General features: G+C 62.7%; 14 protein-coding genes and 3 rRNA genes. 3 read left to right on the top strand and 14 right to left on the bottom strand.

What is annotated here, in order from left to right; genetic code table 11:
- Positions 1-75 precede the first annotated feature (75 nt).
- On the top strand, positions 76-630 hold the full coding sequence (locus QFZ40_RS12430) for a DUF2867 domain-containing protein (protein ID WP_306904726.1): 555 nt from the start codon (positions 76-78) through the stop codon (positions 628-630).
- Between the two features lie 40 nt (positions 631-670).
- On the opposite strand, the gene recN is transcribed toward QFZ40_RS12430, so the two are convergent.
- The 12 genes from recN to QFZ40_RS12490 all read right to left on the bottom strand — a co-directional run bounded on the left by recN (position 671) and on the right by QFZ40_RS12490 (position 18469).
- The gene (gene recN, locus QFZ40_RS12435) at positions 671-2410 is read right to left on the bottom strand and encodes a DNA repair protein RecN (protein ID WP_306904727.1); all 1740 of its coding nucleotides are present in this window, start codon (positions 2408-2410) and stop codon (positions 671-673) included.
- Between the two features lie 3 nt (positions 2411-2413).
- Positions 2414-3439 (bottom strand): NAD kinase, encoded by a 1026-nt coding sequence (locus QFZ40_RS12440; RefSeq protein ID WP_306904730.1) that lies wholly within the window; start codon positions 3437-3439, stop codon positions 2414-2416.
- A gap of 13 nt (positions 3440-3452) precedes the next feature.
- Positions 3453-4265 carry a TlyA family RNA methyltransferase gene (locus tag QFZ40_RS12445; RefSeq protein ID WP_306904732.1) on the bottom strand — a complete coding sequence of 271 codons (813 nt, stop codon included), beginning with the start codon at positions 4263-4265 and terminating at the stop codon, positions 3453-3455.
- Between the two features lie 2 nt (positions 4266-4267).
- The gene (locus QFZ40_RS12450) at positions 4268-4492 is read right to left on the bottom strand and encodes a hypothetical protein (RefSeq protein WP_306904733.1); all 225 of its coding nucleotides are present in this window, start codon (positions 4490-4492) and stop codon (positions 4268-4270) included.
- 9 nt (positions 4493-4501) lie between these two features.
- The gene (locus QFZ40_RS12455; protein WP_306904735.1) at positions 4502-5491 is read right to left on the bottom strand and encodes an HAD-IIA family hydrolase; all 990 of its coding nucleotides are present in this window, start codon (positions 5489-5491) and stop codon (positions 4502-4504) included.
- Between the two features lie 5 nt (positions 5492-5496).
- The gene (locus tag QFZ40_RS12460) at positions 5497-7440 is read right to left on the bottom strand and encodes a hypothetical protein (RefSeq protein WP_306904737.1); all 1944 of its coding nucleotides are present in this window, start codon (positions 7438-7440) and stop codon (positions 5497-5499) included.
- A gap of 567 nt (positions 7441-8007) precedes the next feature.
- Positions 8008-8124 (bottom strand): 5S ribosomal RNA (gene rrf / locus QFZ40_RS12465).
- A 234-nt stretch (positions 8125-8358) separates the two neighbouring features.
- Positions 8359-11496: ribosomal RNA gene (locus tag QFZ40_RS12470) — 23S ribosomal RNA — on the bottom strand.
- Positions 11497-12060: 564 nt separating this feature from the next.
- Positions 12061-13584 (bottom strand): 16S ribosomal RNA (locus QFZ40_RS12475).
- Together the 16S, 23S and 5S rRNA genes form the textbook arrangement of a ribosomal RNA operon.
- 500 nt (positions 13585-14084) lie before the next feature.
- Entirely contained in the window at positions 14085-15398 is a 1314-nt protein-coding gene (gene tyrS / locus QFZ40_RS12480) for a tyrosine--tRNA ligase (protein ID WP_306904739.1), read from the bottom strand.
- A 111-nt stretch (positions 15399-15509) separates the two neighbouring features.
- Entirely contained in the window at positions 15510-17738 is a 2229-nt protein-coding gene (locus QFZ40_RS12485) for a HelD family protein (RefSeq protein ID WP_306904741.1), read from the bottom strand.
- Positions 17739-17818: 80 nt separating this feature from the next.
- Entirely contained in the window at positions 17819-18469 is a 651-nt protein-coding gene (locus QFZ40_RS12490; RefSeq protein WP_306904743.1) for a DNA-3-methyladenine glycosylase, read from the bottom strand.
- Between the two features lie 101 nt (positions 18470-18570).
- On the opposite strand from QFZ40_RS12490, the gene QFZ40_RS12495 reads away from it, so the two are divergent.
- Both QFZ40_RS12495 and QFZ40_RS12500 read left to right on the top strand, forming a co-directional pair.
- Positions 18571-20058, top strand: coding sequence for a DNA-3-methyladenine glycosylase 2 family protein (locus tag QFZ40_RS12495; RefSeq protein ID WP_306904745.1), 1488 nt, complete (start codon positions 18571-18573; stop codon positions 20056-20058).
- Positions 20055-20549 (top strand): methylated-DNA--[protein]-cysteine S-methyltransferase, encoded by a 495-nt coding sequence (locus QFZ40_RS12500; protein WP_306904747.1) that lies wholly within the window; start codon positions 20055-20057, stop codon positions 20547-20549. Before QFZ40_RS12495 ends, QFZ40_RS12500 begins: the two co-directional genes overlap by 4 nt.
- Positions 20550-20573: 24 nt before the next feature.
- Here QFZ40_RS12500 and QFZ40_RS12505 read toward each other — a convergent pair whose 3' ends face one another.
- Positions 20574-21359: a maleylpyruvate isomerase family mycothiol-dependent enzyme gene (locus QFZ40_RS12505; RefSeq protein ID WP_306904749.1), complete on the bottom strand. Its 786-nt coding sequence runs from the start codon at positions 21357-21359 to the stop codon at positions 20574-20576.
- 50 nt (positions 21360-21409) lie between these two features.
- Entirely contained in the window at positions 21410-21928 is a 519-nt protein-coding gene (locus tag QFZ40_RS12510) for a pyridoxine/pyridoxamine 5'-phosphate oxidase (RefSeq protein ID WP_306904751.1), read from the bottom strand.
- Positions 21929-21991: the final 63 nt, after the last annotated feature.

Genomic DNA, 21991 nt, shown 5'->3' on the forward strand with positions numbered 1-21991 from the left:
AATGCGCCTTCCACGGGTTCGGAAACTGTTCCCCAAATGATCCAGTGTGCAGTCCTGCCGGCCTAGGATCAAGGGATGGCCATGTATCCAGACCAGGAAAATCCGTTGCCCCGCTCCGCCGGCGAAGGATCGTTGCCGGCCTTCCGGTCCCTCGCGCTGGATTCCATCCCGTTCCCTGACTACGCCGATGTGATTGTCCTCCCAGTCCCTGACGGGCTACACAATGGCGATGGCGGTGAAAAAGGTGCCATTGAAGATCCGCGCGTCTGGGCGGAGGCGCTGTTCTCAGCAAAGTCCATGCCGGCCTGGGTGGTTGCCCTGATGGGGCTTCGGCAAACCGTGGTTGGTCTGATCGGCGCCAGCCGGGCGACAGCGGGCGTATTTGCCGTCTCGGAAGTCCGTGGCGAGGAAGCCCTCATCAGTACCGATGACCGGCACCTGGATTTCCGTTGCGGAGTGGCTTACGACGCCGGTGCGCGGCTGTTGCGGGTCACCACCACCGTGCGCCTGAAGGGCTGGCGGGGGCGGCTGTACTTCTTCCCCGTGCGGCTGCTGCATCCACTGGTGGTGCACGCAATGATGGCACGGGCCGTCCGCCGCCTCACCCAGGTCCCGGCAAGCCGGCAATGAGAACCGGCAGCTGATATCTGACGTTGAAATCCAGTGGCTGTCAGGCCCGCTGGGGCAGCAGCTTTGCGTCGTCGAGCAGTTCCTGGGCGTGGGCCTGCGCCGATTCCGAATCTTCCTGGCCCGCCAGCATCCGGGCAAGTTCGCGGACCCTTTCGGGACCGCTGAGCAGCCGGACATCGCTGGAAGTGAACCCCGTGGCGGTGCCGCCGTCGGCTCCCCTGACGGAAGTCTTGGTGACCGTGATGTGCTGGTCGGCGAAGGCAGCCACCTGCGGCAGGTGCGTGACCACCAGGACCTGGACGTGCTGCGCCAGCATGGCAAGCCGGCGGCCGATCTCGACGGCGGCGCGTCCGCCCACGCCGGCATCCACTTCATCGAAAACAAAGGTGGGCACGGGGTCAACGGCGGCCAGGACCACTTCGATGGCCAGCATCACGCGCGACAGTTCACCTCCGGACGCACCCTTGCCAAGCGGCCGCGCGGGGGCCCCGGAGTGCGGCTGGAGCAGGAACGAAATCTCATCCCGGCCGTGCGGTCCGAGCCGGCCGGCGGCCTCGATCGCAATCACCAGGGTGGCCTCCGCCATGGCCAGGGCCTTAAGCTCGGCACTGACACGGGCGGACAGGTCTTTGGCGGCCTTCGCGCGGATCTTGCTGATCGCCGAGGCCTGCTTCTGCAGCTCCGCTTCCGCGCGGACCACTTCCGCGTCGAGGGCCTCGATCCGGGTGGAATCGTCCTGCAGTTCGTCGAACCGGACCCGGGCGTTATCGGCCCAGGCCAGGACTTCGTCGATGCTGGGCGCGTACTTGCGCACCAGTTTTGCCAGGGCACCCCGCCTGTCCTCGATCTCGGCCAGCCGTTCAGGCCCCTCAGAATCCAGCCCGGCCTGGTAACTTGCCAGTTCGGTGGCGATGTCATTGAGCAGGAAGCCCACTTCGGCGAGCCGGGCAGCGGCGGCACCCAGTTCGCCGTCGTGCTCCGCGACATGCTCAAGGGTCCGTTTCGCGGCATCCACCAGGGTGGTGGCATCCCCGGCATCACCGAAATCCTCGGCGATGAGTGCCTGGTGGGCTGTACTGGCGGCGATCCTCAGCTCTTCAACATTGGCGAGTTTCACAGCTTCCGCCTTGAGGGTCTCATCCTCCCCAGGCTGCGGGTCCACCTCATCGATCTCGGCAAGGGCGGTCTCCAGGGACTCGGCTTCACGGAGCCGGTCCCGGGCGGCGCCGCGCAGGGTGTCCAGCTCCGCCTGGATGGACTTCCAGTGGCCGTACAGGGCCTGATACGCCTCGAGCGGACCTGCCAGCGCCTCGCCGGCAAACTTGTCCAGCGCGCCCCGCTGGGCGGTGGCCCCCTTCAACCGGATCTGGTCCGACTGGCCGTGGACCACCACGAGGGTTTCGCCGATCTCCCCGAGGACTCCCACCGGAGCCGCCCGCCCGCCCAGGAAGGCACGGCTGCGGCCGTCAGCGCCAAGCCGACGGGCGAGGATGAGCTCTGCACCGCCGTCGAACTCCTCCACATCGGCCCCGGCTTCAACGGCACGGGCAACCGCCGGATGGCCGGCTTCAAGCCTGAGGACCGCCTCGGCAGTGGCGCTCTTTGCGCCGCTGCGGACGGCGCCGGCGTCGGACCGGGCACCCAGCAGAAGCCCGACGGCGGTGACCACCATCGTTTTGCCGGCACCGGTTTCGCCGGTCACCACGCTCAGCCCGGGGCCCAGCGGCAGTGTGGCGTCAGTGATGACGCCCAGATCGCGGATTCTCAGTTCTTCAAGCATGGTTCACTTTGCTGTTGACGGATCGGAATCTTCTTCGGGCTGGTCGCCATGGGAGACCTGCAGCGGTGCCATCGGCCTTGGAGTCCTGATAATGGGAATCGGCCCCGTATGGATGGCCTCGGCCTTGGGTACCGGGCCCCTCCAGCCATGGATCGGGAGCTCGAATTTGCGGACCAGCCGGCCGGAAAATGGCGTCTGGTGCGTCCGCGCCAGCCGCACCGGGATGGCTGACTTCGTCACTTCCACACGCGCGCCGGGCGGCAGGTCAACGGACCGGCGGCCGTCGCACCAGAGCACCCCCTGGGCATCGGTCCGGTTCAGCACCTCCACGGCCAGCTTTGACCGCGGCGATACCACCAGCGGTTTGGCAAAGAGCGCATGCGCGCTGATGGGGACGATGACCAGGGCCTCGACCTCCGGCCAGACCACGGGTCCGCCGGCGGAGAAGGCATAGGCGGTTGAGCCGGTGGGGGTGGCAAGAACGACGCCGTCGCAGCCGAACGAGGTCAGCGGGCGTTCGTCCACTTCCGTGACCACCTCCAGCATCCGTTCCCGGTTGCCTTTTTCGATCGCGGCCTCGTTCAGGGCCCAGGTGTGCCAGATCTTCTGCCCGCGCACCCAGACCTGCACGTCGATGGTCATCCGCTCTTCCACTGTGTAGTCCCGGCGGGCAATCCACTCGACGGTCTGCGCGAGGTCCGCCCGTTCGCTCTCTGCCAGGAATCCGATGTGGCCCAGGTTGACACCCAGCAGCGGCACATCGACTTCCCGCACCAGTTCAGCGGCGCGCAGGATGGTGCCGTCGCCGCCCAGGACCATGACCAGCTCAACGTCCGGCAGCTGCACATGGTCATGCAGGACCTCCACCGGCTGGGTCAGGTGTCCGAAGAACCGTTCCATGTCGCCCAGCTCGGACTCCTGCATGACGGGCACAATTCCGGAGCCATGCAATTGGGCGCAGGCCTCCCAGGCGGCCTTCAGTGATTCCTCGCGGCCAGTGTGGGCAAGGACTAATACTCGCCTGCTCATCGGGTTCCGCTTTCTAGTGGTTCGGCCAGATACGTCCAAGCAACTCAGCTATGGCTGCTTCGCGCTCTTCGATCTTAGGCAAGTCTTGGGTCATCCTGCGCTTTATCCACAGGAAGTATTCGACATTTCCGTCCTGGCCCGGCAAAGGACTCGCCGCCAGACCGCATAAGTCGAGCCCGGCCTCAACTGCTGCTATGGCTACTTTTTCCACCGCCATCCGGCGTTCCCGCTCGGAATTCACTACGCCGGTACGGGCCAGGCGGTCCTTGCCGATCTCGAACTGGGGCTTCACCATCAGCACCAGATCCCCGCCGGGTTCGGTGCACAGAGCCAGGGGAAGGACCACCAGGGTCAGTGAGATGAAGGACAGGTCAGCCACAGTCAAGGCGGCCTGTCCGCCGATATCCTCAGGCGACATGTACCGCACGTTCAGGCCCTCATGAACTGCGACCCGGGGATCGTTTCTGAGCTGGGGGACCAACTGGTCATGTCCGACGTCGACGGCCACCACATGGGCGGCACCCCGCCTCAGGAGCACCTCAGTGAAGCCGCCGGTGGACGCGCCGGCATCAAGGCAGCGTTTCCCGGCCACGGCGATCGATGGAAAAGCATCCAGCGCGCCGGCCAGTTTGTGGCCGGCCCGGCTCACGTATATGTCCTCCTCGGTGTGCTCCACGGCCAGGTCCCTGCCGTCAGTGACCTGGAGGGACGCTTTGGACAGGATCTGCCCTGCGGAGCTCACTTTGCCTTCGGCAATCAGGGCGGCGGCGTGGGTGCGTGACCGTGCCAGGCCACGGGCAACGAGTGCCTGGTCGAGTCGTGCCATGCTCAGGATCCGCCGTTCCCTGACGGGGCGTCCTCATTCAGTGCTTCGAGCAGCGCATCATGGAGTTGGCCATAGACGGCCTCGTGCTCAGCCACCGGCAGGGCCTTCAGGCCGTCCAGCGCGGCGACGATAGCCTCAACTGACGGATCGCCGATGTCATCGGCCCGTACTTCCGGCCATTGCGGCGTGGGCTGGGCTGCCTGGTGCTCTTCGTTCAGCTCAGTCATGGCACCAGTCTAGTGACCCACCCACTCGAGCTTTGGCGCCTGTGCCTCTGCGGTCTCCGGCACGGCGGCCCACCACGCGGCGCAGGCGGCCCGCCAGGAGTCCAGGTCATCCTCGTTGCCCGTGACCTTCACTGTGCCGTCGCCGGCCACGGCGCTGGAGGCGCCGCACCGGTAGACGCCGTCGGCGTTTTCAATTACGGGATAGGGCTGGTGCAGGTCCGAAAGCGAGTTGATCAGGTAGTTGGGGCGTTCGGCAGTCCTGGCGGCCAGGATTGTCTCCCTCGTATCGACGCCGGTTAGGACGGCCACCGTGGCAAAGCCTGCGTTGTTGCCGCCAAGGATGTCGGTGTCCAGCCGGTCGCCCACCACCAGCGGGCGGTCAGAGGCAAGCCGCTTCGCGGCGGCGTGGAACAGCGGAGCCTCCGGTTTACCGGCGACTCGTGGCCTCTGGCCCGTCGCAGCGGCTACCGCGGCTACCAGCGTGCCGTTTCCGGGAGCTATGCCGCGTGCCTGCGGGATGGACATGTCAGTGTTGGTCGCCACCCAGAGGGCGCCGGCGGCAACCACGTAGGCGGCCTCGGCGAGGTCCTTCCAGCCGATAGCGGGGTTGAAGCCCTGGACCACCGCAACGGGGTCCTCATCCTGGCTCCAGACAGGGGTCAGGCCCACAAGTTCAATTTCCTGGGCAAGCGCCGGGCTTCCCGTGATCAGGACGCGGGAAGCCGGGGCGAGCACCGAGGCAAGCAATTCCGCCGCGGCCTGCGAGGAACTGACCACCTGCTCGTCTTCGGCAGGCGCGCCCAACTCCCTGAGGTGGGCGGCAACCTGGGCAGGCGTACGCGAAGCGTTGTTGGTGACATAACCAAGGCCCACGCCCAGTCCGGCCAGCTGCTGAAGCGAATCAACAGATCCCGGAACCGCGCGCGGGCCGGCGTAGACCACCCCGTCCAGGTCTGCCAACAAGGCGTCGAAACGGGAAATCAGAGAAGCGGCGGCCATCCGGACTACTGTTCCCGGCTCTCGGTGTTACCTGCAGCCTCGCCATCGGCCTGTCCGGCTTCAATGAGTTCAGCTTCATCGCCAGATCCCGATCCCTCGAAGTCCGGTTCATCCGACTCGAGTTCACCTGATTCAAGTTCGTCGGACTCGAGCTCTTCTGATTCAAGGGAGTCCTCATCCGATTCCGCGTCATCCGACTCGAAGAAGTCTGATTCGGCGTCATCAACCGATGAGTCCACGCCGGTTGGCTCCGGAGCGGGAACGGGCTCCACTGCCTCGGAGCGGGTGGCGGATGCGGTTGCGGTGCCGGATTCGCTTGAAGCGCGTTCCAGCAGGCGACGGCGGTCCGCCTCCTCACGGGCTTCTTCTTCCTCGTCCCAGCCCAGGTCCAGGATGTCCGGCTCTTCGTCTGCGCCCAGGCCCAGGGCGTTTTCGGCCACGATGGCCTGCTTCTCCCACTTAGCCGCCTCGGCCTCGCGGCCCACCGCGGACAGAGCGTTCGCATAGGCACGGAATAGCCGGGGGCTGTAGGAGAAAGCGCGGTTGATATCAAGCTGCGGAATCTCCAGCTCAGCAACGGCGGCATCCAGCTGGCCAAGATCGGTGCGTGCTCCGGCAGCCACGATAGCCAGCTCGGCCTTCCCCGGAGCGTCGAGGTCCTTGGCTTCCTCGGAGCGCACCACATCGAGGGCGCGGTCCGGGCGGCCCAGGCCGCGTTCGCAGTCTGCCATCACCGGCAAGTGGACGTTTGAGCCGCTGATGCGGCGGTAGGTCCTGAATTCCCTCAACGCTTCACCGTAGTGCCCTGCTGCATAGGCCGTGAGGCCAACAGCCTCGCGGACGGCGGCCAGCCTGCCGCCACGACGGCTCGCTGCCAGGGCATGCTGGAAAGCAAGCTCCGGCTCGTCATCGATCAGCCGGCCGGCCATCACCAGGTGACGGGCCACCCACTCCGCGCTCTTGTCTTCGAGGGTCTTAACCTGGTGTTGGGTGGCGCGGTCAAGCTCCTTGCCCGTGACGTCATCGTCGATCTCCGGAGAGCGTTCGCGGTCGGGGCGGTTGGCGCTGCGGAGGTCACGCGCGTTGGGCACGCGTGCCGGGCGGTCTTCCGGACGGTCACGGCCAAACTGGCGGGGGCCTGAATCGCTACGATCGAAACCGCGCGGTGCCCTGTCCTGGCGGTCGCCAAAGGGCTTCCGGTTTTCGCCCCCCGAATAGCTGCGGCGTTCGCCATCACCCTCGCGGCGCGGACGCTCACCGTACGGCTTGTTTTCACGGTCACCGTAAGGCTTCCGGTCGCCGTAAGGCTTGCGTTCACCGCCGGCGCCACCACCGTAGGGCTTGCGTTCGCCGGCTCCGAAGCTGCGGCGTTCGCCATCACCTTCACGGCGCGGACGCTCACCGTACGGCTTGTTTTCACGGTCACCGTAGGGCTTCCGCTCGCCGGCTCCGAAGCTGCGGCGTTCGCCATCACCTTCACGGCGCGGACGCTCACCGTACGGCTTGTTTTCACGGTCACCGTAGGGCTTGCGTTCGCCGGCGCCGAAGCTGCGGCGTTCGCCATCACCCTCGCGGCGCGGACGCTCACCGTACGGCTTGTTTTCACGGTCACCGTAAGGCTTCCGGTCGCCGTAAGGCTTGCGTTCACCGCCGGCGCCACCACCGTAGGGCTTACGCTCGCCGGTCCCGAAGCTGCGGCGTTCGCCATCACCCTCGCGGCGCGGACGCTCACCGTACGGCTTGTTTTCACGGTCACCGTAAGGCTTCCGCTCTCCGCCACCGCTGAAGGGCTTACGCTCGCCGGAACCGGTACCGGCAGCACGTCGAGGCCCGTCCGTGTCCCGGTTCTCCCGGGCCCGGAAGCCGCGGGGCTCTCCGCCCGAGTTATTGGTTCCGCGGAACGGTCCGCGGTCTTTTCCGCCGCGGTTGCCGCCGTTGTGCTCAGCCATGTGGGATTCCTCCTGTTGCGAGCCGACCACTGGCGCAATCGCAGCCGCTCTTCTCGGTGTTTCGTCTTCTACGCAACCCGAAATCAAGCGCTTCCAAGTCCGTACATCTGCATCAATTCTAGGCGAGTGGCCCTATGGTGCGTGACAGGTATCCCGTCCAGGCCGTTATCGTGAAATTCTTCACACCCAGGACCCTCTCTCACTTCCTGCAGGAAAATGAGCAGCGCTCTCTCACTTTCCGTGGTTCATGCCGGACGCTCTCGCAGTTGTTGCCCCGGTCGGGGCCTCAGGTGAGGCAGCGTTCGGGATGGACGTACGACGGCGTCACGCCAGGCAGCCTTTTTGCCCAACGTTGGTGCCGCTGGTTCGCCAAACCGGGATGCCGCCGTCGTCCGCTGTTCAGAAGCCTGCGCCGCGTGATGCCCGCCGGCGCCCGTGCACCCTAAGGTGCGGGTAGTGAGTGAGGGTCGCGGGTTTCTGCGGGTGGTGGGAGGGGGTTGTGTGTGGTGGTTAATGTGGGAGAGCCCCCCAACACGTGTGTGTTGGGGGGCTCTCGACCTAATGGTTGTCCGGCGGTGACCTACTCTCCCACACCCTCCCGGGTGCAGTACCATCGGCGCTGTGGGTCTTAGCTTCCGGGTTCGGAATGGGACCGGGCGTTTCCCCCACGCTATGACCGCCGTAACCCTTGTACCCGGACCCGTTGGCTGTGCCGCGGGGTGGGGAAATCATTGGTTACAACATTCGTGCCCGTGTTAAGGGGCAGTTGTGGTGTTGTTATGTAGTTGTGGTTTTGTTCCCTGCAACTAACCGGTTTGGTTTGTTGTTTGGGAACCACATAGTGGACGCAAGCAGTCTTGTTTCTTTTTACCAGCCCCGTGGTGCAAACGCTTTTGAAGTTCGTTTGCGGGGTGGTGTGTGGTGTAAGTTATCGGCCTATTAGTACCGGTCAGCTTCACGAGTCGTTAGTCCTCGCTTCCACATCCGGCCTATCAACCCAGTGGTCTGGCTGGGGGCCTCTCACACACGAGGTGTATGGAAATCTCATCTTGAAGCGAGCTTCCCGCTTAGATGCTTTCAGCGGTTATCCCATCCGAACGTAGCTAATCAGCGGTGCACTTGGCAGTACAACTGACACACCAGAGGTTCGTCCGTCCCGGTCCTCTCGTACTAAGGACAGCCCTTCTCAAATTTCCTGCGCGCGCAGCGGATAGGGACCGAACTGTCTCACGACGTTCTAAACCCAGCTCGCGTACCGCTTTAATGGGCGAACAGCCCAACCCTTGGGACCTACTCCAGCCCCAGGATGCGACGAGCCGACATCGAGGTGCCAAACCATGCCGTCGATATGGACTCTTGGGCAAGATCAGCCTGTTATCCCCGAGGTACCTTTTATCCGTTGAGCGACGGCCATTCCACAATGTACCGCCGGATCACTAGTCCCGACTTTCGTCCCTGCTCGAGATGTCTCTCTCACAGTCAAGCTCCCTTGTGCACTTACACTCGACACCTGATTGCCAACCAGGCTGAGGGAACCTTTGGGCGCCTCCGTTACTTTTTAGGAGGCAACCGCCCCAGTTAAACTACCCATCAGGCACTGTCCCTGACCCGGATTACGGGCCGAAGTTAGATGTCCAAAGTGACCAGAGTGGTATTTCAACGATGACTCCACCCGAACTGGCGTCCGGGCTTCAACGTCTCCCACCTATCCTACACAAGCCACTCCGAACACCAATACCAAACTATAGTAAAGGTCTCGGGGTCTTTCCGTCCTGCTGCGCGTAACGAGCATCTTTACTCGTACTGCAATTTCGCCGAGTTTATGGTTGAGACAGCGGGGAAGTCGTTACTCCATTCGTGCAGGTCGGAACTTACCCGACAAGGAATTTCGCTACCTTAGGATGGTTATAGTTACCACCGCCGTTTACTGGGGCTTAAATTCTCAGCTTCGCCTTGCGGCTAACCGGTCCTCTTAACCTTCCAGCACCGGGCAGGAGTCAGTCCGTATACATCGTCTTGCGACTTCGCACGGACCTGTGTTTTTAGTAAACAGTCGCTTCCCCCTGGTCTCTGCGGCCCCGATCCCCTCCGGACAGCGTGTGTCCATCAAGGTTGGGGCCCCCCTTCTCCCGAAGTTACGGGGGCATTTTGCCGAGTTCCTTAACCATAATTCTCTCGATCGCCTTAGTATTCTCTACCTGATCACCTGTGTCGGTTTGGGGTACGGGCGGCTAAAACCTCGCGTCGATGCTTTTCTCGGCAGCATAGGATCACCAAATCCCCCCGTGAGGGGGTCCCATCAGATCTCAGGCATCATGAACAGCGGATTTGCCTACCGTTCGCCCTACATCCTTAGACCGGGACAACCATCGCCCGGCTTGGCTACCTTCCTGCGTCACACCTGTTAATACGCTTACCTCCCAGGATCAGGTCCCGCGCTCCACCAAAACCCTCACACCACAAGGGTGATCGGGCAGGTCTCGGGCAGTTAGTATCCCCTGTTCAGCATGGACGGTTTTTCGCCGGTACGGGAATATCAACCCGTTGTCCATCGACTACGCCTGTCGGCCTCGCCTTAGGTCCCGACTTACCCAGGGCAGATTAGCTTGACCCTGGAACCCTTGATCATTCGGCGGACGGGTTTCTCACCCGTCTTTCGCTACTCATGCCTGCATTCTCACTCGTGTAGGCTCCACCGCTGGTTTACACCGCGACTTCACCGCCCACACGACGCTCCCCTACCCATCCAGACGCCTGAACCACAAGGGCTTAGCAAAAATCTGAATGCCACAACTTCGGCGGTGTACTTGAGCCCCGCTACATTGTCGGCGCGGAATCACTTGACCAGTGAGCTATTACGCACTCTTTTAAGGATGGCTGCTTCTAAGCCAACCTCCTGGTTGTCTTCGCAACTCCACATCCTTTCCCACTTAGCACACGCTTAGGGGCCTTAGTTGGTGGTCTGGGCTGTTTCCCTCTCGACTATGAAGCTTATCCCCCACAGTCTCACTGCTGCGCTCTCACTTACCGGCATTCGGAGTTTGGCTGACGTCAGTAACCTTGTAGGGCCCATTAGCCATCCAGTAGCTCTACCTCCGGTAAGAAACACGCAACGCTGCACCTAAATGCATTTCGGGGAGAACCAGCTATCACGAAGTTTGATTGGCCTTTCACCCCTACCCACAGCTCATCCCCTCCATTTTCAACTGAAGTGGGTTCGGTCCTCCACGACGTCTTACCGTCGCTTCAACCTGGCCATGGGTAGATCACTTCGCTTCGGGTCTAGATCACGCCACTGCAACGCCCTATTCAGACTCGCTTTCGCTACGGCTTCCCCACACGGGTTAACCTCGCGACGTAACACTAACTCGCAGGCTCATTCTTCAAAAGGCACGCCGTCACAGCTACTTGTGATTACTCACGGCTGCTCCGACGGATTGTAAGCACACGGTTTCAGGTACTGTTTCACTCCCCTCCCGGGGTACTTTTCACCTTTCCCTCACGGTACTGGTCCGCTATCGGTCATTAGGGAGTATTTAGGCTTATCAGGTGGTCCTGACAGATTCACACGGGATTTCTCGGGCCCCGTGCTACTTGGGATACTCTCACAGGCGGTACACAACATTTCGGTTACGGGGCTCACACCCTCTCTGGCCGGCCTTTCAAGACCGTTCACCTATGCCTGCACATCACACCCCACCGGTCCGGCAGAACCAGTATGGAAAGTCCCACAACCCCGACCATGCAACGCCCGCCGGCTATCACACATGGAACGGTTTAGCCTGATCCGCGTTCGCTCGCCACTACTAACGGAATCACTATTGTTTTCTCTTCCTGCGGGTACTGAGATGTTTCACTTCCCCGCGTTCCCTCCACGCACCCTATGTGTTCAGATGCGGGTCACCAGATCACTCGCGCGTCTGGCGGGGTTTCCCCATTCGGACACCCTGGGATCACAGTCCGGTTATCGACTCCCCCAGGCTTATCGCAGATTCCTACGTCCTTCTTCGGCTCCTAATGCCAAGGCATCCACCGTGTGCTCTTAAAAACTTGACCACAAAAGATCAAAAAACTAATTCACGAGAGAACCACGAAAACCACCCGGGAACCACCACCACAACCCAAAAGAGCCACAGCAACAGCACCCCGGACAGATCCAGGTTCATATTCTTGGAAATTGCTTCTTATAAAAGATGCTCGCGTCCACTATGTAGTTCTCAAACAACAACCCCAAACCACACACCCCACACACCACCCGCCCCAAAGGACAAGCAAACCGTGCGATCAGTGCAGCCAGGAAACCAGAAACAAACAAACCCGGAAAAACACACCACAACCCGTAAGCCATGACGCATCCCACCGGCCCTGTTGCCTCAGGACCCAACAGTGTGCCAAACACTAAACCACCCAAACCACACCCCGACGTTCCAGGACACCCGCACTCCCCAAAGGAAGAACAAAACATCCGTACTAGACAAGGCATAAACCAGGCAGCCGCTATTCGTTGATATTCCACCCTTGAGCACCCGCCGCAGAACTTGCGTCTGCGCAACGGGCATATACTCCTGACAAACCCCCACACCACATACATGGCATGAACAATCCGTAGGTGCTCCTTAGAAAGGAGGTGATCCAGCCGCACCTTCCGGTACGGCTACCTTGTTACGACTTAGTCCCAATCGCCAGTCCCACCTTCGACAGCTCCCTCCCACAAGGGGTTAGGCCACCGGCTTCGGGTGTTACCAACTTTCGTGACTTGACGGGCGGTGTGTACAAGGCCCGGGAACGTATTCACCGCAGCGTTGCTGATCTGCGATTACTAGCGACTCCGACTTCATGGGGTCGAGTTGCAGACCCCAATCCGAACTGAGACCGGCTTTTTGGGATTAGCTCCACCTCACAGTATCGCAACCCTTTGTACCGGCCATTGTAGCATGCGTGAAGCCCAAGACATAAGGGGCATGATGATTTGACGTCGTCCCCACCTTCCTCCGAGTTGACCCCGGCAGTCTCCTATGAGTCCCCGCCATAACGCGCTGGCAACATAGAACGAGGGTTGCGCTCGTTGCGGGACTTAACCCAACATCTCACGACACGAGCTGACGACAACCATGCACCACCTGTGAACCAGCCCCAAAGGGGAAACCACATCTCTGCAGCGGTCTGGTCCATGTCAAGCCTTGGTAAGGTTCTTCGCGTTGCATCGAATTAATCCGCATGCTCCGCCGCTTGTGCGGGCCCCCGTCAATTCCTTTGAGTTTTAGCCTTGCGGCCGTACTCCCCAGGCGGGGCACTTAATGCGTTAGCTACGGCGCGGAAAACGTGGAATGTCCCCCACACCTAGTGCCCAACGTTTACGGCATGGACTACCAGGGTATCTAATCCTGTTCGCTCCCCATGCTTTCGCTCCTCAGCGTCAGTTAATGCCCAGAGACCTGCCTTCGCCATCGGTGTTCCTCCTGATATCTGCGCATTTCACCGCTACACCAGGAATTCCAGTCTCCCCTACATCACTCTAGTCTGCCCGTACCCACCGCAGATCCGGAGTTGAGCCCCGGACTTTCACGGCAGACGCGACAAACCGCCTACGAGCTCTTTACGCCCAATAATTCCGGATAACGCTTGCGCCCTACGTATTACCGCGGCTGCTGGCACGTAGTTAGCCGGCGCTTCTTCTGCAGGTACCGTCACTTTCGCTTCTTCCCTACTGAAAGAGGTTTACAACCCGAAGGCCGTCATCCCTCACGCGGCGTCGCTGCATCAGGCTTGCGCCCATTGTGCAATATTCCCCACTGCTGCCTCCCGTAGGAGTCTGGGCCGTGTCTCAGTCCCAGTGTGGCCGGTCACCCTCTCAGGCCGGCTACCCGTCGTCGCCTTGGTAAGCCATTACCTCACCAACAAGCTGATAGGCCGCGAGTCCATCCAAAACCACAAAAAGCTTTCCACCCCCCACCATGCGATGAGGAGTCATATCCGGTATTAGACCCAGTTTCCCAGGCTTATCCCAGAGTTAAGGGCAGGTTACTCACGTGTTACTCACCCGTTCGCCACTAATCCCCCCACAAGTGAGGTTCATCGTTCGACTTGCATGTGTTAAGCACGCCGCCAGCGTTCATCCTGAGCCAGGATCAAACTCTCCGTTGAAGTAAAACAAAAACGAAAACACCATGGAAACCACGGGAAAACGCGGCAACCACACTGCAAAAATTTGAAACCAGCTGTAAAAACCAGACCCAACCACGAAGTGGCGGACCCGGCCAAAACAACCAATCAATAAAACAATTGGTATCAACAAACTTGGCACACTATTGAGTTCTCAAACAACAGACGCATTCGAATATTCCCGAAACAATTCATATTCAATGAATTCTTATTCCGTATTTCTTCGCTGCGATGTTTCTAGCTTATTTCATTCATATTCACTTTGCAAATCCGGGTTATTTTCCCGATATTCACTTTGCGGCATGAATCCGCCCATCAAAAAATGAAGCTTTTCTTCATTTCCGTGCTGTGCACACGAAGAATCGCTTCTTTTGTGAAGGGGGTTTGTCACCACTCACCGGCGGCGACTCAGAAAACAATACACGCTCCCCCGCGGCCGTGCAAATCGGCTGCGGAGGAGCGTGCAAGCGGTGCAAAAAGGGCTACGGAACCAGTACTTCCACGGTAGCCAGGTTCTTCTTGCCGCGGCGCAGCAGCAGGTATTGGCCGTGAAGCAGCTCTGATTCAGAGATCACGGCTTCCGGGTCGGATACCTTCTCATTGTTCACGTAGGCACCGCCTTCACCGACAGTCCTCCTGGCGGCGGACTTGCTCTCTGACAGGCCTGAGGCGACCAGCAGATCCACAATGCCCATTCCGTCCACCTGAATAGTGGCGGAGGGAAGTTCAGACGTGGCTGCTTCAAGAGTCTGCTTATCCAACGCCGTCAGGTCTCCGTTGCCGAACAGGGCAGCCGAAGCAGCAATGACCTTCTCTGTCGCGTCCACGCCGTGGACCAGGGAGGTCACCTCGAATGCCAGCTTCCGCTGGCCTTCGCGTGCGAACGGACGCTCCGCCACCGCGGCGCCAAGCTCTTCAATCTCTGCCCGGCTCAGGAACGTAAAGACCTTGAGACGGTTGACTACATCCGCGTCGGCGGTGTTGAGCCAGAACTGGTAGAAGGCGTAGGGGCTGCACATTCCGGCATCGAGCCAGATTGCATTGCCTTCACTCTTGCCGAACTTGGTGCCGTCGGAATTGGTGATCAGCGGAGTTCCCAGGGCGTGCACACTCTTGCCCTCAACCTTCCGTATGAGTTCGGTGCCGCTGGTCAGGTTTCCCCACTGGTCCGATCCGCCGGTCTGCAGCACGCAGCTGTAATCGCGGAAGAGCTGGAGGTAGTCCATGCCCTGCAGGATCTGGTAGCTGAACTCGGTGTAGCTGATGCCTTCTTCGGAGTTGAGCCTGGAAGCAACGGCATCCTTCCGCAGCATTGTTCCCACCCGGTAGTGTTTTCCGATTTCACGCAGGAAATCGATGGCACTCAAGGGAGCGGTCCAGTCAAGGTTGTTAACCATCCGGGCAGCATTGGGCCCCTCGAAACTCAGGAACCGTCGGACCTGCGCCTGCAGGTAACCCACCCACTCCGTCACGGTGTCCTTGGTGTTGAGCGTCCGTTCGGCCGTGGGACGCGGGTCACCGATCAGGCCAGTGGAACCGCCCACCAGGCCCAGCGGCTTGTGCCCGGCAAGCTGCAGCCGCCGCATCAGCAGCAACTGGACCAGATTCCCCAGGTGCAGGCTGGGTGCCGTGGGGTCGAAGCCGCAGTAATACGTGACCGGCTCGCCGGCGAGGAGCTTTTCCAGTTCCGCTTCGTCAGTGGAGACATGGACAAGACCGCGCCATTTGAGCTCCTGCCAGATGTTGGCAAAGGAGGGGTCGTTCTGCTGGGATTCGAGATCGTTGAGTTCTGACACGCCTTCTAAGTTAGCAGGATTGCAGGTCTCAAGCGCCGAATCGACCAACCGGAGGCATTACATGCCATGTGGCGCAGGGCGACATGTCCGCCACCCTGCGCCCCAACAAACTCAGCGTTCGATACCCGCCGGAATGCCCTCGGCCGCGATCAGCCTGAGCCGCTGGGTTGGACGGGTCATGGCAACATACAGGTCCCCCACGCGGCCATGCTCATGGTTGAGCATCATGGACGGCTCCAGCACCACAACACCGTCGAACTCGAGGCCCTTGGCCTCGCGCGGACTGATGACCACGATGTCCTGTTCGTAACTTCCCGCGCCATTGCCAATGCGCCTGCCATAGACAGCGCGGAGGGCTGCAGTGGCTTCGGGCAGGACGTGGCCGTCCGCGATGACGGCCAGCAGGCCGCCGTCGAGCGCCTCCAGTTCCTCCGGCAGGACCTCAACCAGACGGTTGACGATGGCACCCGTATCGACCCTGTCGATAATGGGCGACCAGCGCCCCTCCCGGACGGCCTTGGGCGCCGAAACCACCAGTCCGGCCGCGTTGGCCATCCGCGCCGCCGCTTCCGCGATCTGGGACGGGGTGCGGTAGTTGACCGTCAGCTCCTCCAGCTGCCAGCGGTCCCCGAACATCGGACCGAGCGCCCCCTGCCAGGAGTTGGCCCCGGCAACTGAACTGGTCTGGGCAATGTCGCCCACAATCGTGAAGGACTTCAGCGGGCACCGGCGGACCAGGAGGCGCCACTGCATCGGCGAGAGTTCCTGTGCCTCGTCGACCACGATGTGGCCAAAGGCCCAGGTCCTGTCGCTGGTGGCGCGCTCGGCGGCAGTCAGCCTGCCCTCCCGCTCCTGGTTCTGGTCGACGAGCTCTTCGGCGGACATCAGCGCGTCCACGCCGGCGGCCTCCATGTTCACCAGGGTCTGCTTGGCGTTGGCGAGATCGCGGGCGCGGTCGTGTTCCTGCTGCGCTAGTCCGCGGCCGGCGGCCGGATCCAGCTCGCCCAGAAGCTCCGCGGCTTCGTCCAGGAGAGGGACATCGGATTCCGTCCAGGGCGCGCCCGCAGGGCGGAGCAGCAGGGCACGTTCCTTCGCAGTCAGCTGCGGCGTGCAGGCTTCCAGCACGGCGGGCTTGCTCAGGAGCTCAGTGATCAGTTTCTCCGGAGTCATGGGCATCCAGCACAGGTTGAGAGCGATCCGCACATCCCGGGCGGTACGCACGTCCTCGGCCAGATAAGAGCGGTCGGCGTTGTTTCCGATGCTGCCTGCCTCCACAAGCTCGGTCATCTGCTCCGTCAGTTCCCGCAGCAGGATCTTGACGAAGGTCAGGCGGGCCTCGTTGTGCGGCTTGCCGGTGGAACGGGCACGCTCTCGGGCACGCCGGACCTGGCGCGGCGTCAGCACCAGCTTGCGGCCGTCGACTTCCAGGATGCGGTCCTCCGCGGGAATCCGCTGCCGGTTGGCCACCGCATTGGCCACGACGGCGGCCATGTCCAGCCGGCCCTTGATGGCCGCGATATCGGCCTCGGGCTCGGCCACAGCGTTGATGCCGGGCATCAGGCGTCCGAGGCTGGCCATCACCACTCCGGTTTCACCCAGCGAGGGCAGGACCCGCTCGATGTACTTCATGAACGACGACGACGGGCCGACGAGCAGGACGCCTGCGGTCTTGAGCCGGTCCCGGTGGGTGTAAAGCAGGTAGGCCGCCCGGTGCAGCGCAACCGCCGTCTTGCCGGTGCCTGGGCCGCCCTGGACCACCAACGCGCCGGAGATCGAGGACCGGATGATGCGGTCCTGTTCCGACTGGATGGTGCCGACGATGTCGGACATCCTGCCCGTGCGTTTGGAGTCCAATGCCGCAAGCAGCGCTCCTTCGCCCTGCAGCGACGCGTTGTCGGCCAGCATCCCGGCATCCAGGACATCGTCCTCGATAGCCTTCACCACGCGGCCCTGCAGAATCAAGTGCCGGCGGCGGCGGACACCCTGCCGGTCAAACGCCGTCGCCTGGTAGAAATGCCCCGCCTCCGGTGCACGCCAGTCAACCATGAGCCGCTGAAGATCATCAGTGGTCAGGCCGATACGGCCGATGTACTGCGCCTCGCCGGAATCAAGGTCAAGCCGGCCGAAGACCAGCCGGTCATCAACGGCATCGAGCTGCGCCAGGCGGTCCTCATAAAGTGCGGCAAACGCGTCGCGCTCGGAAACATTCTGCATGGTGCCCACGGCACCTGCCCGGCGGACCTGCGCCAACTGCTTGCGCTTTTCCTCGCGGAGCTCTTCAAGCCGCGCATACAGGCCGGCAACATACTCCCGTTCGTGGGCCAAATCGGCGTCGAGCATTAAACGTTTCCCCTATCGCAAAAGACAGACCGTCCATTCTACAACCATTTCGGCTGGCGCACGTGTTCTCCTAGGCACTGTCATCCCGCCCTTCGGGGTTTTGCGGCCTTATATGCGGAAACTGTGGGGTCTCCGGTGATCCAGAACCGCCACGCATACTGGTCCGACCCGCCGGCGCCCGCGACTCCCACGCGCGGCCCCGAGCTGATCCCTCCGACCGGCGACGGCGGCAGCACCAGGCTAAACGGTTCAGCAAGGGCATCCCGGCCGCTGTCAGCCGTGGTGAGGCCCAGCGCCTTGGCCAGCCTCGCGGGACCCCTGGCCAGGTCTGCGGGCGACTTCGACGTCGGCCGCCGGTGAGCCGCCAGCGCCTGTCCCGCTGTCACGGCACCGGCCCGAAGCAACACCGCGGACGCCACTCCAGGAGGGCCGCAGACGATGTTGGCGCAATGGTGCAGACCATACGTGAAGTACACATACAGGTGCCCCGCGGGACCGAACATGGGCGCATTCCTCGGCGTGGGCCCACGGAAGGTGTGCGAGCCCGGATCCGGGTGGAGCGAGTCCGCCGGACCCAGGTAGGCCTCGACTTCCGTCAGCCGGACGGACACTGCCCCTTCCCTGGAGTCATGGGTCAGGACGGCACCCAGCAGCAGTTCGGCCACCTCGCGGGCGTCGCCGGAGAGGATCTCCCGGAGCGGTGCCTCCCCCGGCAGGGCTTTGCTGCGCATGTTCCGACTCTATCCAAGCCGACGCCGCCCGTGCCGGCAGGCACCACGGTCATGTCCGATTTCCGCTAGCAGCCACCTTCCGGGACTGGCAGGATAAAGGGATGGACTTCTGGCAGCGCTACCGTGCAATCGACGCACGCGATACCCGCTTCGACGGCCAGTTCTACACTGCCGTGCGGACCACCGGTATCTACTGCCGGCCCTCCTGCCCTGCCAGGACCCCCAAAGCCTCCAACGTCACGTTCTACGAAACCTCCGCCGCAGCACACGACGCCGGCTACCGGGCCTGCAAGCGCTGTCTCCCGGAAGCCGTCCCCGGCACGCCGGCATGGAACATCCGGCAGGACATCGCGGGCAGGGCCATGCGCCTGATCAACGACGGCGTGGTCAACCGGGAAGGTGTTGACGGCCTCGCGGCCCGGCTGGGTTATTCGGCCCGCCAGCTCAACAGGATCCTCAGCCACGAACTTGGCGCGGGACCCCTGTCGCTTGCACGGGCCGGCCGCGCCCAGACAGCCCGCACGTTACTGGTATCGACATCCATGAAGCTGGCCGACATCGCCTTCGCCGCAGGATTCAGCAGTGTCCGCCAGTTCAACGAGACGGTGGCGGAGGTCTTTGCCATGACACCCACCGCGCTGCGGGCCACGGCAAAACATTCCAAGCCTGCCGCCGCTGCCACTGCCCTCACACTCAGCCTGCCGTACCGCGAACCGTTCGACCCGGGTATCTTTTCCTTCCTGGCGGCTCGGGCCATCCCCGGCATAGAGGCCGGGACGCCGACGTCGTACGCCCGCACGCTGAGGCTGCCCCACGGCGATGCCCGCTTCAGCGTTGATTACGACGCCGACACTCCCGGGCGGCCGCTCACCCTCGCCGTCGGTGCCGTGGACCTGCGCGACCTGCCTGCACTGCTGAGCCGGGTGCGGCGCCTTTTTGACCTCGACGCCGATCCCGTGGCGATCGACACTGCCCTGGCAGCAGATGCCCGGCTTGCTCCAGCCGTCATCGCGGCCCCGGGCATCAGGTTGCCCGGCGCCCTGGATCCGCAGGAGCTGCTGATCAGGGCCATGATCGGGCAACAGATCACCGTCGCGGCCGCCAGGACGGCCCTGACCCAGCTATCCGCCGTCGGAAGCGCTGCCCTGTTACCTGGCAACGGCCTGAACAGGTTGTTCCCCACCGCAGCCGACATTGCGGAGACCGGACATGCACTTCTGCGCGGTCCCAAGCGACGGCTTGACGCCCTCCGGTCAGTTGCGCGGGCCCTTGCGGCCGGGGAGCTCGAATTTGGCTACGGCGACGATCTGCCCGGGCTGTCGGCCAAATTGCTCCCGCTACCCGGCATAGGACCCTGGACCGTGGGCTACGTGGCGATGCGTGTACTCGGTGCCCCGGATGTTTTCCTGTCCAATGATGCGGCGGTGCGGAACGGAATCCACGCGCTCGGCCCGCTTCCGGACCGGGCCGGGCCAACTGTCAGCACCGACTTCCGTGAAGCCACCCCCTGGCGCTCCTACGCCACCATGCACCTTTGGCGCGCCGCCGCCATGATGAAAGCCAATGCTCCAGAGAAAGCGATGCGATGAAAGCCCAGCTGTTACTGATGTCCACCCCTGATGGCCCGTTTACCATCATTGCCCGGGACGGAATGGTCCTGGCATCCGGCTGGACCACTGATCCCGGTGATTTGACCGGCCAGATCAACCCCGGGCTGCGGCCGGCCGAATTTGAAGTGGTGGCGGACCTTGGGCCGATTTCGCAGGCAGTGGAAGCCTTCTACGCAGGAGACCCGGTACCGGCCATGAACGTTCCCGTCATGCAGAAGTCCGGACCTTTCCGCGCCCGTGCCTGGGACGTCCTGAGGACCGTCCGGCCCGGGTTTCCGGTCACGTACAGCCAGTATGCCGAGCTGTCGGGTAATCCGAAGGCTGTCAGGGCTGCGGCCAGCGCCTGTGCCTTCAACGCCGCCGCCCTGTTCGTGCCGTGCCACCGGGTGATCCGTACCGATGGATCGTTGGGCGGCTTTCGCTGGGGCATGGCCATCAAGGAGAGCCTGCTCGCCCGGGAGGCTTCCTAGGCCCCCGTCCGCGTCAGTGCAGCTCTATTTCGCCGGCGTCCCGGCAGGCCAGGGCAGGAGCTCCGGGAGGTCCACGTCATCAGCCGCTGCCGAAGCGCGAAGGCTGCCCAGGGATGGTTCGCGGCCGGCCAGCCACGCCGCAATGTCCGTGATCATGCCGCTGACGACGACGGAACGGCCGCCGTTTCCGATGGTCACCGGTGCCAGTCCGAGCGGCTGCAGCACCAGCCTGTGGGTCTCGGGAACCCTGGCTGACAGGAACTCGAACAGGTGCTCACAAAACTGCCTGCTCCAAGCCTCCGGACCATAGCCGGTGCCAAGGTCCGCGGTATGGATCACCAGTTCGCGCCAGAGGGCCAGGCCGCCGTCGAGCACCACTCCCCCTCGGTACGAGATGGGAGTCTGCCAGGTGGCGCCGCTTGCCGCGGACGCTTCGGTGCTGCTTTCCGTGGCCGCAGCTTCCGCAACGTTCAAGGAATCAAAGGCCTTCAACACCCGCTCAAGGGCGGTGTTGAGGTCTGCGAGGTGGGTAGCAGCGTCGTGGCCGGCTGCCGTGTCGATCGCCTTGTTCCGCCCCTCCTGGCCGCCGTCATACAGTTCAACGGTCTCGCCACGGCTGGCAAATTCCAGCTGCCTGGCCATGGCATTGCAGATCCCGGTGAGGTGGGCCAGGACGTGGCCACGGGTCCAGCCGGGCAGGGCGGACGCAGCCGGGATGTCCGCGTCAGTGAGCTTCGAAGCGGTGGAAGCAGCGACGTCGGCGGCTTTGTGGAGTTGGGCCAGCAGGACGTCGGGTGCAGGAGCTGTCATGGCGCTCATCCTAACGGAGGTTGCGTCTCCGAGCCGGGTGCCCGCATGCTTTAGGAGCCGTAGCGGTGCCGGATGTGCCGCCGGTCGTGGCGGGCCTGCCAGAATTCAATTTCCGCGGCACGGATGGAGTACAGCTGCCAGTCCGGATTGTGTCCGCCGTCAGCTGCCGGGCGCGCCTGCCAGTCAGCCGCTGAGGCTTCTGCGGACAACTCCACTACCGCGCCGGCAACCCTGACCTGACGCCCTTGCTGTGGCCAGTAGAAGTTCAGTGCTGCCTGCGGGTTTGCGCTCAGTTCCTGGCCCTTCCGCGAGGTGCGGGATGTTGCGAAGTGCCAGCCGTCGTCGTCGATGTTCTTCAGGATCAGCATCCGGGCGGACGGCTGGCCGTTTCCGTCCGCGGTCGCCAGGCTGCAGGCGTGCGGCTGCTGCACACCGGCAGCCAGGGCCTCATCCAGCCACTGCTTGAACAGCTCTGCCGGATCGGAGGGGGCTGTGGCCGGGTCAAAGTCCGGCAGGTCGGGAGGAAAGTCGGGCAGGGCCCGGAGTTGGCTGCGGAAGGCATCACTCATTCCCCAAGCCTAGCGAAAGGGGTCAGCCTGACTTCGCGCGGGTGGGTTCATCAGCAATGTCCT

The sequence above is a fragment of the Arthrobacter pascens genome (assembly GCF_030816475.1).
Taxonomy (GTDB): domain Bacteria; phylum Actinomycetota; class Actinomycetes; order Actinomycetales; family Micrococcaceae; genus Arthrobacter; species Arthrobacter pascens_B.